The following is a 15,133-nucleotide window of genomic DNA, read 5'->3' as shown; positions in this document are numbered from 1 at the left end:
GGCACTACCGGTCCAGGTGTACCGAGATCGGTCCTGGCGTACCAAGACCGGTCCTGGCGTACCAAGACCGGTCCGGGTGTGCCGAGACCGGGCGAGCCGCGAATGGTCCGGCCATGGCGCGCCCGGCGAACTACAGATAGAGCCCGGTGGAGTCCTCGGAGCCCTCGAACCGGTCGGCGGCGACCGCGTGCAGATCGCGCTCCCGCATCAGGACGTACGCCACCCCGCGCACCTCGACCTCGGCGCGGTCCTCGGGGTCGTACAGCACCCGGTCCCCCGGCTCCACCGTCCGTACGTTCTGCCCCACGGCCACCACCTCGGCCCAGGCCAGCCGTCGGCCGACCGCCGCTGTCGCGGGAATGACGATGCCGCCGGACGAACGCCGTTCGCCCTCCGGAATGTCCGTCCTGACCAGAACACGGTCATGGAGCATGCGGATGGGCAGTTTGTCGTGCTGGCTGTGGGGTTTCTCGCTCACAACCCAGAACCTACCTGCTGACGCCCGCGCCGTGAGCCACAGGGGTGAGCCGGGCGCGGGGCGCCTCAGGCACGGCGGCGCCGCTTCGACGAGACCGCGAGCAGCCCCACGACCCCGACGACGACCAGCGCCACCGGGACCAGCCGCTCCAGCCGCGGCCCGCCGTCCAGCCCGATGAACGGCGCCCTTATCCCCGACACCGCCCTGTTCACCGCGACGAACGCGCGCCCGGCCGTGTGATCCACACTGGAGACCACCCGGGCCTTCGCGTCGCCGACGATCGTCTTCGGGTGCACCCGCACCCCGATCTCGTCCAGCGTCTCGGCGAGCTGCCCGCGCCTGCGGACGATGTCCGCCTCGATCTGCGCCGGGGTCCTGGAATCCGACACCGCGCTGCCTCCGTCGTCGTGTCCGGTAGTCCTTCATCAGTACCGCGTCAGTACTTCCTCGACAGTCTGTCAGCTTCGCCGTGACCGCACCCGACGGCACCCCCGATTACGCTCGGCCACGTACACCCGAACTCCACCGAGGAGAACCATGAGCGAGCGACTCCAGCCCGGCGACACCGCCCCCGCCTTCACCCTGCCCGACGCGGACGGCACCGACGTCTCGCTCGCGGACCACAAGGGCCGCAAGGTCATCGTCTACTTCTACCCCGCCGCCCTCACTCCAGGCTGCACCAAGCAGGCCTGCGACTTCACGGACAATCTCGGGCTGCTGGCCGACGCCGGCTACGACGTGATCGGGGTGTCGCCCGACCGGCCCGAGAAGCTCGCGAAGTTCCGCGACAAGGAGAACCTCAAGGTCACGCTGGTCGGTGACCCGGACAAGGAGGTGCTGGCGAGTTACGGGGCCTTCGGCGAGAAGAAGATGTACGGCAAGACCGTGACCGGCGTGATCCGCTCCACGATCGTCGTCGACGGGGACGGCAAGGTCGAGCACGCCTTCTACAACGTGCGGGCCACCGGCCATGTCGCGAAGATCATCAAGGATCTCGGCATCTGACACCGGGGCGCCGGGGGCGCCGGGACGCCGGGGGCCCCTGGGGCGCCGGGACCGGGGGTGCTGCGGCCGCCCCGGACGCCGGGGGTGCCGGGACCGGCCCGGACGGGCCGGGGACCGGCCCGGACGCCGGGGGCGCTGCGGCCGGCCCGGACGCCGGAGGTGCCGGGACCGGCCCGGACGCCGGGGGTGCTGCGGCCGGCCCGGACGCCGGGGGACGCCGGTCCGGAAGCGGAGATCCGGACCGTGACCGGGGTCCCACCCGCGTGGGACTTCGGTTTGGCGCCGCCCCGGCCGCGCAGAAGGTTCCCTTGGACACGTTCACCCGAGGAGAGGACCCGCCATGGCCGGCCAGGAGCACGGCAAGGAGGAGGACCCGGCCGCGGTCAGGCGCCATCCCGCCCTCTTCCGCGCCGCCCGCCGGCGGACGAACCCCGCCCCGCGCCGGTCCGACATCACCGTGACCGACGAGCGCGCGGTCAGACGGGCCGTCAAGGCCGCCGCCCTGGGCAACGCCATGGAGTGGTTCGACTTCGGCATCTACAGCTATCTGGCGGTGACGATCGGACATGTCTTCTTCCCGTCGGGGAACGCCACGGTCCAGTTGCTCTCCTCCTTCGCGACCTTCGCCGTGGCCTTCCTCGTACGGCCCCTGGGCGGCATGGTCTTCGGCCCCCTGGGCGACAGGGTCGGCCGCAAGAAGGTCCTCGCGCTGACGATGATCATGATGGCGATCGGCACCTTCGCCATCGGCCTGATCCCCGCGTACGCGACGATCGGCTTCTGGGCGCCGGTCCTGCTGATCCTCTTCCGGCTGGTCCAGGGGTTCTCCACCGGCGGCGAGTACGGCGGGGCGTCCACGTTCATCGCGGAGTACGCGCCCGACAAGCGGCGGGGCTACTACGGCAGCTTCCTGGAGTTCGGCACCCTCTCCGGATACATCGGCGCGGCGGGACTGGTCACCGCGCTGCACGCCGGGGTCGGCGCGGACTCCATGGAGGCATGGGCATGGCGGGTGCCCTTCCTGGTCGCTGGTCCGCTGGGGCTGGTCGGGCTGTATCTGCGGCTGCGGCTGGACGAGACGCCCGCGTTCCGGAAACTGGAGTCGGAGAGCGCGCGCTCCGCCGGGACGGCGGCCCCGGCGGAGACCACGGTGAAGGGCGATCTCGCCAAGATCTTCCGGCTGCACTGGCGGACGCTGATCCTGTGCGTCGCGCTGGTCGGCGCGTACAACGTCACGGACTACATGCTGCTGTCGTACATGCCGACGTACCTCTCCGACGAACTGGGCTACAGCGACACCCACGGACTGCTCGTCCTGCTGGGCGTGATGGCGTTCCTGCTGCTGATCATCAACTGGATCGGCAGGCTCAGCGACCGCTTCGGCCGCAAGCCGCTGCTGATGACGGGCATGCTCGGGTTCCTCCTCCTCTCCCTGCCGGCCTTCCTGCTGATCTCCCAGGGCGGCATCCCGGCGATCACGGCGGGCATGCTGATGCTGGGACTGTCCCTGGTCTGTCTGCTGGGCACGATGTCGGCGGCGCTCCCGGCGCTGTTCCCGACGGACGTCCGCTACGGCTCGCTCTCCGTCGGCTACAACCTCTCCGCGTCCCTGTTCGGCGGCACGACCCCGTTGGTGATCACGGCCCTGATCAGTGTCACCGGCAGCAATCTGACGCCGGCGTACTACGCGATGGCGGCGGCGCTGGTGGGAATCGTGGCGGTGGCCCTGATGAAGGAAACGGCCCAACGCCCCCTGCCCGGCTCACCGCCGTCGGTGGCGACGGAGGCGGAGGCGGCGCGACTCCTCTCCGATTTCCGGACGTGACCACCCGCCATCCGGTTCGTTACTCAGTGCGACGTCGCGAACACGCGGCCGGACCGAGAGGGACGAACCATGCCGGTGAGCCCGTACACACGGGAACGTCTCGCGGAGGCGGCGAGCACATCGAAGACCCTGTCCGAGGCGCTGACGAAGCTCGGGGTCGATCCGAAGGCCTCGTCACGGCGCACGTACATATCCGGGCGGATGAGGAAACTCGGGGTCGACACCACGCACTTCGAACGTGAGGCCGGCCGGTGGACCAGGGAGATACTCGAATCCGCCGTCAGCGCCTCCACGAACATGTACGAGGTGCTGCGTCACCTGGGCATTGAACTCGTGGGCGGCCAGTACACCCACATCAGCCGCCGGGTCAGAGCGTTCGGTATCGACACCTCGCACTTCACACCAGGGGCGCGCACGCGGAACGTGCACGGCAATCGGCGCCGCCGGTCGACCGAGGAGATTCTGGTCGAGGACAACTCGGCACAGGCACGCCGCACTCCCAGCTCACGGCTGAAGCGAGCCCTGCTCGAACTCGGCGTCGAGGAGCGCTGTGCGCTCTGCGGCTGCGAGGCGCGGTGGCGCGGCCACCCACTCCCCCTGGAGGTGGACCATCTCGACGGCAACTGGCGCAACAACCGCGTCGAGAATCTCCGGATCCTGTGCCCGAACTGCCACTCCACCACAGACACTTACCGCGGCCGCGGCAAGGTCCGCCGAGCGACAGCCCCCGGCCGACCGTCGCGCATCGGGGACGACGGCCGGTGAGCGACGTTCAGCGGTACACACGCGAGAGGCTGTCGGAGGCCGCGGCGCGATGCGGTGACCTCGACGAGGTGGTCGCCTTCCTCGGTACACGCCCTTACAGCCGCCTCAACCGGTACCTGTCACGCCGCTTCGCCCACTTCGGGATAGACATCTCGCACTTCCGTCGTGGCGGCAGCCGCACAGCGAGGACACGGCCCGAGAGCAGCGCACTTCGCGATGCGGTCACCCAGTCGCTTTCCATAGCCGCGACACTGCGACGGCTCGGCCGGCCCGACACCAGCCACCAACGAGCCCTGCTCCGTGAATGGACCACAGCGGACGGCATCTCGACGTCGCACTTCCTGGGGCAGGCGCACCAACGAGGAAGACCGGGCACGACCCCGCCGAAACCGGCGGACCGGATACTCGTCAAGCACACCGACGGGCGGCGCACCAGGACCGTTCGGCTACGCCGGGCACTCGATGAGATCGGGGTCCCGCACGAATGTGCCGAATGCGGGGCCGGTCCCGTCTGGCAGGGCCGGTCCATGACGCTGGAGATCGACCACATCAACGGCGACCGGAGCGACGACCGTCGGGAGAACCTCCGGCTGCTGTGCCCCAACTGCCATGCGGTCACAGCCACCTGGTGCCGAGGCGGCAGCCGCCCCGGGAGCCGCTAGAGCTGTGCCGGAACCACGCTCGGCCGCCTGCCCGGTACGATGGCAGACGGCTGGCGGCGGTGGCGCAGTGGCGACGCAGCAGACTTAGGATCTGTGGCCCGTGACCGGGCTTGAGGGTTCGAATCCCTTCCGCCGCACACGATTGGCCTGTGAATCGAAAGATCGATTCACAGGCCATTTCTCTGGGCCGGGCAGCTCAGCCCAGTAGGTCCCGGACCGCCGGGACCAGGGCGCGGAAGGCTTTGCCTCGGTGGCTGATGGCGTTCTTCTCGGCCGGGGTGAGTTCCGCGCAGGTGCGGGTGTCGCCGTCCGGCTGGAGGATCGGGTCGTAGCCGAAGCCGCCCGTGCCGGTGGGGGAGGTGCGGAGGGTGCCGGAGAGGCGGCCCTCGACAACGCGTTCCGTGCCGTCCGGGAGCGCCAGGGCCGCGGCGCAGGCGAAGTGGGCGGTGCGGTGGGGCGCGGCGATGTCGGAGAGCTGGGCCAGGAGCAGGCGGAGATTGGCCGTGTCGTCGCCGTGGGTGCCCGCCCAGCGGGCGGAGAAGATGCCGGGGGCGCCGCCGAGGACGTCGACGCAGAGGCCCGAGTCGTCGGCGACGGCGGGCAGGCCGGTGGCGTCGGCGAGTGCGTGGGCCTTGAGGAGCGCGTTCTCGGCGAAGGTGACGCCGGTCTCCTTGACGTCCGGGATGTCGGGGTAGGCCTCCGCGCCGACGAGGTCGTGGGGCAGGCCCGCGTCGGCGAGGATGGCCCGGAGTTCGGTGATCTTCCCGGCGTTCCGGGTGGCGAGGATGAGGCGGGTCATGCCCTCAGTATCCGTTCCCGCCCGGGGTGTCCGTCAGGGGGTGCAGATGTTGCCGATCTCGGCCGCGGCGTCGGAGACGGGGCTGAGGTCGGGGGTGTTGTCGCCGTTCTCGATGGCGGTGCGGACGCTGTCGACCCCCTTGCCGAGGTCGCCGACGGCCTTGCTGAGGTCGGCGTTGTCGGTGGTGTCCTTGAGGTTGTCCAGTTCGGCGTCGATGTCGTCGAGTGCCTCGTCGACCTTGAGCGGGTCGTCCCCGATGCTGGAGATGGCCTGTTCCAGGTTGCCGACGTTGGTGGCTATGGCATCGGCGGTGGCCACGCAGTCCATCGCCTTGTCGAGGGCTCCGCAGCCCGCGGTGAGCGGCAGGGCCAGGGCTGCGGCGCTGAGGGCCAGGGTGATGCGGCGTCGGCGTACGGGCGCGGGCATGGCGCGGGTTCCTCCCCAGGGTGCGGACGGGCGCACGTTTCTGTCCGTGCGCCCGTGCGGGTGGAGACGCCCCGTGGCTGTGCACGGTTGCCTTTCCTCCGGCGGGAGTTGGCTCACCGCGCCGGCGGGACGGCCGCCACCTGGTGGTCTTCCGTGGTGTCGCGGTGTTCCGTTACCGGGTCTGTTCGAGGGCGGAGCGCTGGAGCGCGGCGAGATCGGTGCAGCCCGCGGTGGCGAGGTCGAGGAGCGCGTTCAGTTCCTTGCGGTCGAAGGGCTCGGCCTCGGCGGTGCCCTGGACCTCGACGAACCGGCCGTCGCCGGTGCAGACGACGTTCATGTCGGTCTCGGCGCGGACGTCCTCCTCGTAGCAGAGGTCGAGGAGGGGCGCGCCGTCGACGATGCCCACGCTGACGGCGGCGACGGTGCCGGTGAGGGGGCGCCGGGCGGGCCTGATGATCTTCTTGCCCTGGGCCCAGGCGACGGCGTCGGCGAGGGCGACATACGCGCCGGTGATCGCGGCGGTGCGGGTGCCGCCGTCGGCCTGGAGCACGTCGCAGTCGAGGACGATGGTGTTCTCGCCGAGGGCCTTGTAGTCGATGACGGCGCGCAGGGACCGGCCGATGAGGCGGCTGATCTCGTGGGTGCGGCCGCCGATCTTGCCGCGTACGGATTCGCGGTCGCCGCGGGTGTTGGTGGAGCGGGGCAGCATCGAGTATTCGGCGGTGACCCAGCCTTCGCCGCTGTTCTTGCGCCAGCGCGGGACACCCTCGGTCACCGAGGCGGTGCAGAAGACTCTGGTGTCACCGAAGGAGATGAGGACGGAGCCCTCGGCGTGCTTGCTCCATCCGCGTTCGATGGTGACGGGACGGAGCTGTTCGGGGGTGCGGCCGTCGATTCGTGACATGCGGTGAGCCTATCGGCACGCGCTTTCCCCGGGCGTCCCGGTCACGGCCGCCCGCCCGCCGCCCGCGGCCGTGGGCCGGGACGGGCCGGAACGGGCCGGACGGCCGGGGACGGGCGGAGCCGGGGCCGGGACGGGCCGGGGACGGGCCGGGGACGGTCGGAGGGCCGGTTCCGGTCAGTTCGGGAAGCGCTTCACATCATGTCTTCGATGTCGGCGGCGATGGGGTCGGCGTCCGTGCCGATGACGACCTGGATCGCGGTGCCCATCTTGACGACTCCGTGGGCTCCGGCAGCCTTGAGGGCGGTCTCGTCGACCAGGTCGGGGTTGACGACCTCGGTACGGAGGCGGGTGATGCAGCCCTCGATCTCTTCGATGTTGTCGAGTCCGCCGAGCCCGGCGACGATCTTCTCAGCCTTGGTGGCCATGTCTCTCTCCCTGACTGTCGAACTGACTGCCGAAAAGCCCTGTACCGACCCGTCTCCGGCCGACTCGCCCCGCCCGTTCTGTTTCGTCACGGTAACGCACAGTTGGACCATCTTCGCGGGCGCACCTTCACGACGTACCCAATGATGACGATCACCGGCACCCCGCCCGCGACCGGCTCGACCGGCCCGACCGGCCCGACCGGCCCAGGGAGCCTACCGCAACTGGTCTACACCAGTCGGGGGCCACCGGCCGCGGCACGACGGAAGGACGCCGATGAGCGCCGACAGCACGCCAGCGTCCCCGCCGGGGCGGGCGGGTCCGCGGAGGTCGTGGTGGAACGGCCTGTTCCAGGGGCTCCAGAAGATCGGCCGCAGCCTTCAGCTCCCGGTGGCCACGCTGCCGGCCGCCGGTCTGCTGGTCAGTCTGGGGAATCTGTTCTCCGCCTCGCTGCACGGCCCGTTCTGGGACCGGACGGCGAAGGTGCTCAGCCTCGGCGGTGGCGCCGTCCTGGACGGGGCGTTCGGCCTCCCGCTGCTCTTCTGCGTCGGGGTCGCGATCGGCTTCGCCAAGAAGGCGGACGGTTCGACCGCGCTCGCCGCGGTCACCGGTTTTCTCGTCTACCACGGCGTGCTGGCCGCTTTCCCGGTCGGCGGCTCGGTGACCGAGGACCGGCCCGACGGCACTCCCCAGAACCCCGGTGTGCTCGGGGGCATTCTGATCGGACTGCTCACGGCGGTCGTCTGGCAGCGCTTCCACCGGACGAGGCTGGTCGACTGGCTCGGCTTCTTCAACGGCCGTCGGCTGGTGCCGATCCTGATGGCCTTCCTCTGCACGCTGCTCGGGGTGGCCTTCGGGCTGCTGTGGGAGCCGGTGGGGGACGCGCTGACCGCGTTCGCCAAGCAGCTCATCGATCTGGGCGCCTGGGGGGCGGGTATCTTCGGGGTCGCCAACCGGCTGCTCATCCCGATCGGTCTGCACCAGTTCCTGAACACCTTCTTCTGGTTCCAGGCCGGTACGTACACCGAGCCGGACGGCACGGTGGTGATGGGCGATCTGACCCGGTTCTTCGCCGGGGACCCCTCGGCCGGCCAGTTCATGTCGGGGTTCTTCCCGGTGATGATGTTCGGGCTTCCGGCCGCCGCGCTGGCCATCGCGCACTGCGCGCGCCCCGAGCACCGCAAACGGGTGGGCGGGCTGATGTTCTCCGTCGCGCTGACCTCGTTCGTGACGGGGGTGACCGAGCCGCTGGAGTTCTCCTTCATGTTCGCGGCGCCGCTGCTGTACGGGGCGCACGCCCTGCTGACCGGGGCGTCGATGGCGATCACCTGGGGGCTGGGGGTGCACGCGGGCTTCAGCTTCTCGGCCGGTCTGATCGACTACGTCGTGAACTGGCATCTGGACACCAGGCCCTGGCTGATCATCCCGATCGGTCTCTGTTTCGCGGTGGTGTACTACGTCGTCTTCCGTGTCGCGATCACGCTCTTCGACATCCCGACGCCGGGGCGGGAGCCCGAGGAGCTGGAGCGGGAGACCGAGCAGGACAACACCAAGGTCTGAGCGGCACGAAAGCCTTCCCGACCCCCGCAGCCCCTTCCCGACCCCCGCCGCCCCCGGGCCCCGGGCGGTCGTCCGAGGCGGTTGCCCAAGCCCCCTCGCCTATGGCCCAGGCCACAGTTTTCGCAGGTTCCTCAGCCGGTCCCCGCCGTGTTAGAACAGGTCTACACCACCGAGTGGTGTAGACCACGCGGCCGTGCGCGCCGCGTCCGGGTACCGGTGGGAGGATCTTGATGAGTACGGCCGACGTCGCCCCCGCGGCGAAGAAGGAGCCCTCGGCGACGAGGGGCAGCCGCGCGATGGCGGTGATGCAGCGCATCGGCCGCAGTCTGATGCTGCCCGTGGCCGTGCTGCCCGCCGGCGCCCTGCTGGTACGCCTCGGCAACCCCGACATGCTCGGCCGTGAGTCGTTCCCCGCGTTCCTCACCAAGATCGCGAGCTTTATGGCCGCGGGCGGCAACGCCATCCTCGACAACATGCCGCTGCTGTTCGCCGTCGGTATCGCGATCGGCTTCGCCAAGAAGTCCGACGGCTCGACCGCGCTCGCCGCCGTCACCGGTTATCTGGTCTTCAAGAACGTCCTGGGCACCTTCACCGACCCCAATCTGCCCGAGGTGGCGCAGGTGGTGGACGGGAAGATCGTCATGGTGGACGCGCCCGTCGACGCGAAGGTCCTCGGCGGTGTCGTCATGGGCATCGTGGTCGCCCTGCTGTACCAGAGGTTCTACCGGACGAAGCTGCCGGACTGGGCGGGCTTCTTCGGCGGCCGCCGGCTGGTCCCGATCCTGTCCGCCTTCGCCGGTCTGGTCATCGGCGTCGTCTTCGGCTACATCTGGCCGGTGCTCGGCACGGGCCTGCACAACCTCGGTGAGTGGCTGGTCGGCTCGGGTGCCGTCGGCGCCGGGATCTTCGGTGTCGTCAACCGCGCGCTGATCCCCGTCGGCATGCACCACCTGCTGAACTCGTTCCCCTGGTTCCAGGCCGGTACGTACGAGGGCAAGAGCGGCGACATCAACCGGTTCCTGGCGGGTGACCCGACGGCGGGACAGTTCATGACCGGCTTCTTCCCGATCATGATGTTCGCCCTGCCCGCGGCCTGTCTCGCGATCACCCACTGTGCCCGCCCCGAGCGCCGCAAGGTCGTCGGCGGCATGATGCTCTCGCTGGCGCTGACCGCGTTCGTCACGGGGGTGACGGAACCGATCGAGTTCACCTTCATGTTCATCGCGCCGGTGCTGTACGCGATCCACGCGGTGCTGACCGGTGTCTCCATGGCCCTCACCTGGGGGCTCGGTATGAAGGACGGTTTCGGCTTCTCCGCCGGGGCGGTCGACTTCTTCCTCAACCTCGGTATCGCGACCAACCCCTGGGGTCTGGTGCTGGTCGGTCTCTGTTTCGCGGCGGTCTACTACGCGGTGTTCCGCTTCGCGATCGTCAGGTTCAACATCCCGACGCCGGGCCGCGAGTCCGACGAGGAACTCGCCGAGCTCCAGAAGGCCGAGGCCAAGTAGGCCCGCGCCGCCCCTGCCACGCGCCGCCCCCTGCCACGCGCTGCCACTGCCACGCGCCGCCGTGCCACGCGCCGCACAGCCCCGTGGGCCCCGCCGTTGTCAGGAACGGCGGGGCCCACGGTTGGTTGCCATGCTGTCAGCCACCGGCGGCCACCGGCCGGAAGGCGCGCGCGGACCCTCGGTCAGATCTCGTACACCGCGCCGGGAACGGCCAGTTCCGCCGGGCCCGCGTAGACCTTGCGGGCATCGGCCAGATTCTGTTCGCCGTCCGTCCAGGGCGGGATATGGGTGAGGACGAGCCGGCGCGCGCGGGCGCGGGCGGCGTGGGCGCCTGCCTCGCGGCCGTTGAGATGGAGGCCGGGAATGTCCTCCTTGCCGTAGGTGAAGGCCGCCTCGCAGAGGAAGAGATCCGTGTCCTGGGCCAGCTCGACCAGTGGTTCGCAGACGCCGGTGTCACCGGAGTAGGTGAGCGACCGGCCGCCGTGCTCGATCCGGGCGGCGAAGGTCTCTATGGGGTGGGAGACCTTCTCCGTACGGACCGAGAAGGGGCCGATGTCGAAGGAGCCCGGCTTGAGCGTGTGGAAGTCGAAGACCTCGCTCATGGACTTGTCCGTCGGGGTGTCCGCGTAGGCCGTGGTGAGGCGCTGCTCGGTGCCCTCGGGCCCGTACACCGGGATGGCGTCGCAGCGACCGCCCTCGAAACGGTAGTAGCGGGCGACGAAGTAGCCGCACATGTCGATGCAGTGGTCCGCGTGGAGATGGCTGAGGAAGATGGCGTCGAGGTCGTAGAGACCAACGTGGCGCTGCAACTCGCCAAGGGCGCCATTACCCATGTCGAGGAGCAGCCGGAAGCCGTCGGCCTCTAGGAGGTAGCTGGAGCAGGCCGATCCCGCGGAGGGGAACGAGCCCGAACAGCCGACGACGGTGAGCTTCATGGAACGTGAACCTCCGTGGCGTGGAAGGGGGGCGACGGGGGTTGTGCGGTCCGTCGAGCGTAAAGCGCGAAACGGCTGGTCGCTCCTCCACAGCGGTCCGTTGTGGGAGAACTCACCTGCGCTGTCACCGGTTCGGATGGACGGGGACGGCGGGGTGACGACGGGTCCGGCCGGGGCCGTACACGCGTCCGGCCCCCTGCCCGGATCGGGCGGAGGGCCGGTGCGCGGTCCGCGGACGCGGTCCGGGGCGGCCGCGCGGGGACGGGCCGGGACGCGGGGCCGGACACCGGATGGTGCGCGGGGCGGGACGCCGGATGGCGCGCGGGGCTGGACGCCGGATGGGATACGGGGCGGGACGCGGTGCGCGGACGCCGGACGGGGAGCACGGCCGCCGTCGGACGGCCGTGCCGGACGCCGGGACGGCCGGTTCGGGCCCGGCTCATGTCCCGGACCGGGTCCGGGGTCACGCCCAGAGCTGGCCGTGCAGGGTCTCGATGGCCTCTTCCGTGGTGGCCGCCGTGTAGACGCCCGTGGAGAGGTATTTCCAGCCGCCGTCCGCGACGACGAAGACGATGTCGGCGCTCTCCCCGGCCTTGACCGCCTTGCGCCCGACGCCGATCGCCGCGTGCAGCGCGGCGCCGGTCGACACCCCCGCGAAAATGCCCTCCTGCTGGAGCAGTTCACGGGTACGGGTGACCGCGTCGGCCGAGCCGACGGAGTAACGCGTGGTGAGTACCGACGCGTCGTACAGCTCGGGAACGAATCCCTCGTCGAGGTTGCGCAGGCCGTAGACGAGGTCGTCGTAGCGCGGCTCCGCGGCGACGATCTTGATGTCGGGCTTCTGTTCCCGCAGGAAGCGTCCGACGCCCATCAGCGTGCCGGTCGTGCCGAGCCCGGCCACGAAGTGGGTGACGGACGGCAGGTCGGCGAGGATCTCGGGGCCCGTGGTGGCGTAGTGGGCGCCCGCGTTGTCGGGGTTGCCGTACTGGTAGAGCATCACCCAGGAGGGATTCTCGGCCGCCAGTTCCTTGGCGACCCGTACCGCCGTGTTGGAGCCGCCCGCCGCCGGGGACGGGACGATCTCCGCGCCCCACATCGCCAGCAGGTCGCGCCGCTCCTGGGAGGTGTTCTCCGGCATCACGCAGACGATGCGGTAGCCCTTGAGCCTGGCCGCCATGGCGAGCGAGATACCGGTGTTGCCGCTGGTGGGCTCCAGGATGGTGCAGCCCGGGGTGAGCCGGCCGTCCTTCTCGGCCTGCTCGACCATATGAAGGGCGGGCCGGTCCTTGACCGAGCCGGTCGGGTTGCGGTCCTCCAGCTTGGCCCAGATCCGGACGTCGTCCGAGGGGGACAGCCGGGGGAGCCGTACCAGAGGGGTGTTGCCGACCGCCGCCAGCGGGGAGTCGTAGCGCATCAGGCCGGGATCGCTTCGAGCGCGCCGCCGGCCACCGCGGGGAGGATGGTGACGCTGTCGCCGTCGGCGAGCTTGGTGGAGACGCCGTCGAGGAAGCGGACGTCCTCGTCGTTGAGGTAGACGTTCACGAACCGGCGGAGCTGGTTGCCGGCGGCCGGGTCGAGGAGCCGCTCCCGGATACCGGCGTGCCGGGATTCGAGGTCGGCGAACAGCTCGGAGAGCGTGTCACCGGTGCCCTCGACGGCCTTCGCGCCGTCGGTGTAGCTGCGGAGGATGGTCGGGATGCGGACCTCGATGGCCATGGCATGGGCTCCTGTCGGGAGATGGCGTGACGGGCGCGCGGCGCGGGCCCCCGCGCGAGGGGGTGTGGTGCGGATACGGCCGGACGGCGCTCGGGGGCTGTCGCTCAGCCGGCGGCGCTGTCGGGACAGATGGCACTGGCGAGGCGGCACAGATCGACGTGCAGCCGCGCCACGAGCAGCGGGGTGCTCGGCGTCTTGTCGCTCACGTCGGTGAAAACCATGGCTTCATGGTATCGATTCCCGGTCGCCGCCCCGGTAGGGGATCTCGCGGGACGGACGACCGGTGTTCGTCAGATGGACGGCGGCAGATAGACGACGGTGGGGGCGCCGGTGACCGGATGGGTGGTGACCTCGGCCGATACCCCGTAGACCCGCGCGAGCAGCTCGGGGGTCAGAACGGAGCGGGGGGTTCCGGAGGCGACGATCCGGCCGCCCTGGAGCACATGGATCCGGTCGCAGTAGTAGGCGGCGAGGTTCAGATCGTGCAGGGCCAGCAGATTGGTGGTGCCGGACCCTCTGATCAGGGTGAGGACATCGAGCTGGTACCTGATGTCGAGATGGTTGGTCGGTTCGTCGAGTACGAGCAGGGACGGGCGCTGGACCAGGGCGCGGGCGATGAGCGCGCGCTGCCGTTCACCGCCGGACAACGAGGGGAAGGCACGGTCCGCGAGGGCGGCGATCCCGACCCGGCCGAGCGCCGCGTCGGTGAGGGCGGTGTCGGCGGTCGTGTCGGCCTCCCAGAAGTGTTTGTGCGGCGAGCGGCCCATGGCGACGACCTCGCGCACGGTCAGCTCGAAGTCGGACCCACCGTCCTGCGGGACGGCGGCGACACGGCGTGCCCGTGCCTTGGCCGTCATGGTGTGCAGATCGTCGCCGTCGAGCAGGGCGTGTCCCGCGGTGGGACGGAGGGTCCCGTACACACAGCGCAGCAGGGTGGTCTTGCCGCTGCCGTTGGGGCCGACGAGTCCGACGGTCTCGCCGGGGGCGGCGGTCAGCGCGGCGCCGTCGACGAGCAGCCGTCCTCCGGTCTCGTACGAGAGCCCCTCGATCCGCAGTCCGGCGGCGTCCGGGGCGGTCATACCGGTGCTCCTTCGGGGCGGCGGCGCATCAGCCACAGGAAGAGCGGCCCGCCGGTGAGCGCGGTGAGGACGCCGACGGGGATGTCCTGGGGCGCGGCGACGGTACGGGCCGCGAGATCGGCGACGACCAGGGCGAGCGCCCCGCCCAGTGCCGCGACGGGCAGCAGGACGCGATGACCGGCGCCGACGGCCATCCGGGCGGCGTGCGGGGCCAGCAGTCCGATGAAGCCGACGGCCCCGCTCGCGGCGACCATCACCGCGGTGACGAGCGAGGCCAGGACGAAGACGGCGGCCCGGAAGCGTGAGGTGTCGAGGCCGAGGACGGTCGCGCCCTCCTCCCCCACGAGCAGCAGATCGAGCGGCCGGGCCAGCGCCATGAGCAGGGCGGTCCCGGCGGTGAGCGCGACGGCGGGCACGGCGAGCGTGGCCCAGCGGGCGCTGCCGAGGCCGCCGAGCGACCAGTAGAGCGCCTCCTGGAAGTGCTCGGGCCTGGCGGAGAGCATCAGGATCAGGGTGGTGAGCGCGGAGAGGATGTACGAGACGGCCACCCCGGCGAGCACCAGCCCGCCGCCGGTCATCGTGGAGCCGCGCCGGGCCAGCCCGTACACCAGCGCCAGCGCGAGCAGCGCCCCGGCGAAGGCGGCGGCCGGCATGGCGACGGTGGTGGTGACCCCGCCGCCGATGCCGAGGACCAGCACCAGTACGGCGCCGGTGGAGGCCCCGGAGGAGATGCCGAGCAGGAACGGGTCGGCGAGCCGGTTGCGTACGAGTGCCTGGAGGACGGTGCCGACGACGGCGAGCCCGGCGCCGACGATCGCGCCGAGCAGCACCCTCGGCAGCCGTACGTCGAGGACGATGGTGCGGAAGGGGCCCGGCTCGGCGCCGCCGGCCAGGATCGTGAGCACCTGGCCGGGCGGGATCCGTACGGAGCCGAGGGCGAGGCCCGCGACCACGGCGACGGCGAGCGCGGCGGCGAGGCAGCCGAGCACGAGGGTGTGGCGGAGCCGCCCGTGGGCACGGGCGGGCGCGGTCGCGCGGCTCACGGCGG

General features: G+C 70.8%; 18 protein-coding genes and 1 tRNA gene. 7 read left to right on the top strand and 12 right to left on the bottom strand.

From position 1 onward, the window contains the following. Positions 1 to 130: 130 nt before the first annotated feature. Positions 131 to 433, bottom strand: a complete 303-nt coding sequence (locus tag ACFYYH_RS06220) for a co-chaperone GroES (RefSeq protein ID WP_046506547.1) — start codon at positions 431 to 433, stop codon at positions 131 to 133. 110 nt (positions 434 to 543) lie between these two features. Further along, on the bottom strand, positions 544 to 867 hold the full coding sequence (locus tag ACFYYH_RS06215) for a DUF3618 domain-containing protein (protein WP_388546596.1): 324 nt from the start codon (positions 865 to 867) through the stop codon (positions 544 to 546). 148 nt (positions 868 to 1,015) lie between these two features. Between ACFYYH_RS06215 and bcp the strand changes: the two genes are divergently transcribed. The 5 genes from bcp (at position 1,016) to ACFYYH_RS06190 (ending at position 4,872) form a co-directional block, all read left to right on the top strand. Beyond that, on the top strand, positions 1,016 to 1,483 hold the full coding sequence (bcp, locus tag ACFYYH_RS06210) for a thioredoxin-dependent thiol peroxidase (protein WP_388546593.1): 468 nt from the start codon (positions 1,016 to 1,018) through the stop codon (positions 1,481 to 1,483). A 340-nt stretch (positions 1,484 to 1,823) separates the two neighbouring features. Then, positions 1,824 to 3,308, top strand: a complete 1,485-nt coding sequence (locus ACFYYH_RS06205) for an MFS transporter (RefSeq protein WP_388546591.1) — start codon at positions 1,824 to 1,826, stop codon at positions 3,306 to 3,308. Between the two features lie 69 nt (positions 3,309 to 3,377). Next, positions 3,378 to 4,073, top strand: coding sequence for an HNH endonuclease signature motif containing protein (locus ACFYYH_RS06200; protein ID WP_388546589.1), 696 nt, complete (start codon positions 3,378 to 3,380; stop codon positions 4,071 to 4,073). After that, a complete protein-coding gene (locus ACFYYH_RS06195; protein WP_388546586.1) occupies positions 4,070 to 4,735 on the top strand; it encodes an HNH endonuclease in 666 nt (221 codons plus the stop codon). Before ACFYYH_RS06200 ends, ACFYYH_RS06195 begins: the two co-directional genes overlap by 4 nt. A 53-nt stretch (positions 4,736 to 4,788) precedes the next feature. After that, positions 4,789 to 4,872: transfer RNA gene (locus ACFYYH_RS06190), tRNA-Leu, on the top strand. Between the two features lie 59 nt (positions 4,873 to 4,931). On the opposite strand, the gene rdgB is transcribed toward ACFYYH_RS06190, so the two are convergent. The 4 genes from rdgB to ACFYYH_RS06170 form a co-directional block, all read right to left on the bottom strand. Beyond that, entirely contained in the window at positions 4,932 to 5,534 is a 603-nt protein-coding gene (gene rdgB, locus ACFYYH_RS06185; RefSeq protein WP_388546584.1) for an RdgB/HAM1 family non-canonical purine NTP pyrophosphatase, read from the bottom strand. A 33-nt stretch (positions 5,535 to 5,567) separates the two neighbouring features. Further along, the gene (locus ACFYYH_RS06180) at positions 5,568 to 5,960 is read right to left on the bottom strand and encodes a hypothetical protein (protein ID WP_388546583.1); all 393 of its coding nucleotides are present in this window, start codon (positions 5,958 to 5,960) and stop codon (positions 5,568 to 5,570) included. Between the two features lie 172 nt (positions 5,961 to 6,132). Further along, positions 6,133 to 6,864, bottom strand: coding sequence for a ribonuclease PH (gene rph, locus ACFYYH_RS06175; RefSeq protein WP_388546580.1), 732 nt, complete (start codon positions 6,862 to 6,864; stop codon positions 6,133 to 6,135). Between the two features lie 191 nt (positions 6,865 to 7,055). Continuing rightward, positions 7,056 to 7,400 (bottom strand): glucose PTS transporter subunit EIIB, encoded by a 345-nt coding sequence (locus tag ACFYYH_RS06170; RefSeq protein WP_388546577.1) that lies wholly within the window; start codon positions 7,398 to 7,400, stop codon positions 7,056 to 7,058. Positions 7,401 to 7,563: 163 nt separating this feature from the next. Here ACFYYH_RS06170 and ACFYYH_RS06165 point away from each other — a divergent pair, with 163 nt between their 5' ends. Then, a complete protein-coding gene (locus tag ACFYYH_RS06165) occupies positions 7,564 to 8,847 on the top strand; it encodes a PTS transporter subunit EIIC (RefSeq protein WP_388546575.1) in 1,284 nt (427 codons plus the stop codon). Positions 8,848 to 9,077: 230 nt separating this feature from the next. Then, a complete protein-coding gene (locus ACFYYH_RS06160; protein ID WP_388546572.1) occupies positions 9,078 to 10,355 on the top strand; it encodes a PTS transporter subunit EIIC in 1,278 nt (425 codons plus the stop codon). Positions 10,356 to 10,537: 182 nt separating this feature from the next. On the opposite strand, the gene ACFYYH_RS06155 is transcribed toward ACFYYH_RS06160, so the two are convergent. The 6 genes from ACFYYH_RS06155 to ACFYYH_RS06130 all read right to left on the bottom strand — a co-directional run bounded on the left by ACFYYH_RS06155 (position 10,538) and on the right by ACFYYH_RS06130 (position 15,128). Next, positions 10,538 to 11,290 carry an MBL fold metallo-hydrolase gene (locus tag ACFYYH_RS06155; RefSeq protein ID WP_388546570.1) on the bottom strand — a complete coding sequence of 251 codons (753 nt, stop codon included), beginning with the start codon at positions 11,288 to 11,290 and terminating at the stop codon, positions 10,538 to 10,540. A 463-nt stretch (positions 11,291 to 11,753) separates the two neighbouring features. Beyond that, entirely contained in the window at positions 11,754 to 12,704 is a 951-nt protein-coding gene (locus ACFYYH_RS06150) for a PLP-dependent cysteine synthase family protein (protein ID WP_388546568.1), read from the bottom strand. Then, the gene (locus tag ACFYYH_RS06145; protein ID WP_388546566.1) at positions 12,704 to 13,006 is read right to left on the bottom strand and encodes a MoaD/ThiS family protein; all 303 of its coding nucleotides are present in this window, start codon (positions 13,004 to 13,006) and stop codon (positions 12,704 to 12,706) included. Before ACFYYH_RS06145 ends, ACFYYH_RS06150 begins: the two co-directional genes overlap by 1 nt. Before the next feature lie 104 nt (positions 13,007 to 13,110). After that, on the bottom strand, positions 13,111 to 13,227 hold the full coding sequence (locus ACFYYH_RS06140; RefSeq protein WP_363085678.1) for a putative leader peptide: 117 nt from the start codon (positions 13,225 to 13,227) through the stop codon (positions 13,111 to 13,113). A 69-nt stretch (positions 13,228 to 13,296) separates the two neighbouring features. Next, a complete protein-coding gene (locus ACFYYH_RS06135; protein ID WP_388546563.1) occupies positions 13,297 to 14,085 on the bottom strand; it encodes an ABC transporter ATP-binding protein in 789 nt (262 codons plus the stop codon). Next, positions 14,082 to 15,128, bottom strand: coding sequence for a FecCD family ABC transporter permease (locus ACFYYH_RS06130; RefSeq protein ID WP_388546561.1), 1,047 nt, complete (start codon positions 15,126 to 15,128; stop codon positions 14,082 to 14,084). Before ACFYYH_RS06130 ends, ACFYYH_RS06135 begins: the two co-directional genes overlap by 4 nt. Between the last annotated feature and the right edge of the window lie 5 nt (positions 15,129 to 15,133).

It is taken from the genome of Streptomyces sp. NPDC002018 (assembly GCF_042890865.1).
Taxonomy (GTDB): Bacteria; Actinomycetota; Actinomycetes; order Streptomycetales; family Streptomycetaceae; genus Streptomyces.
The sequence above is the reverse complement of the archived record's forward strand: the minus strand, read 5'-3'. Positions and strand labels throughout refer to the sequence as shown.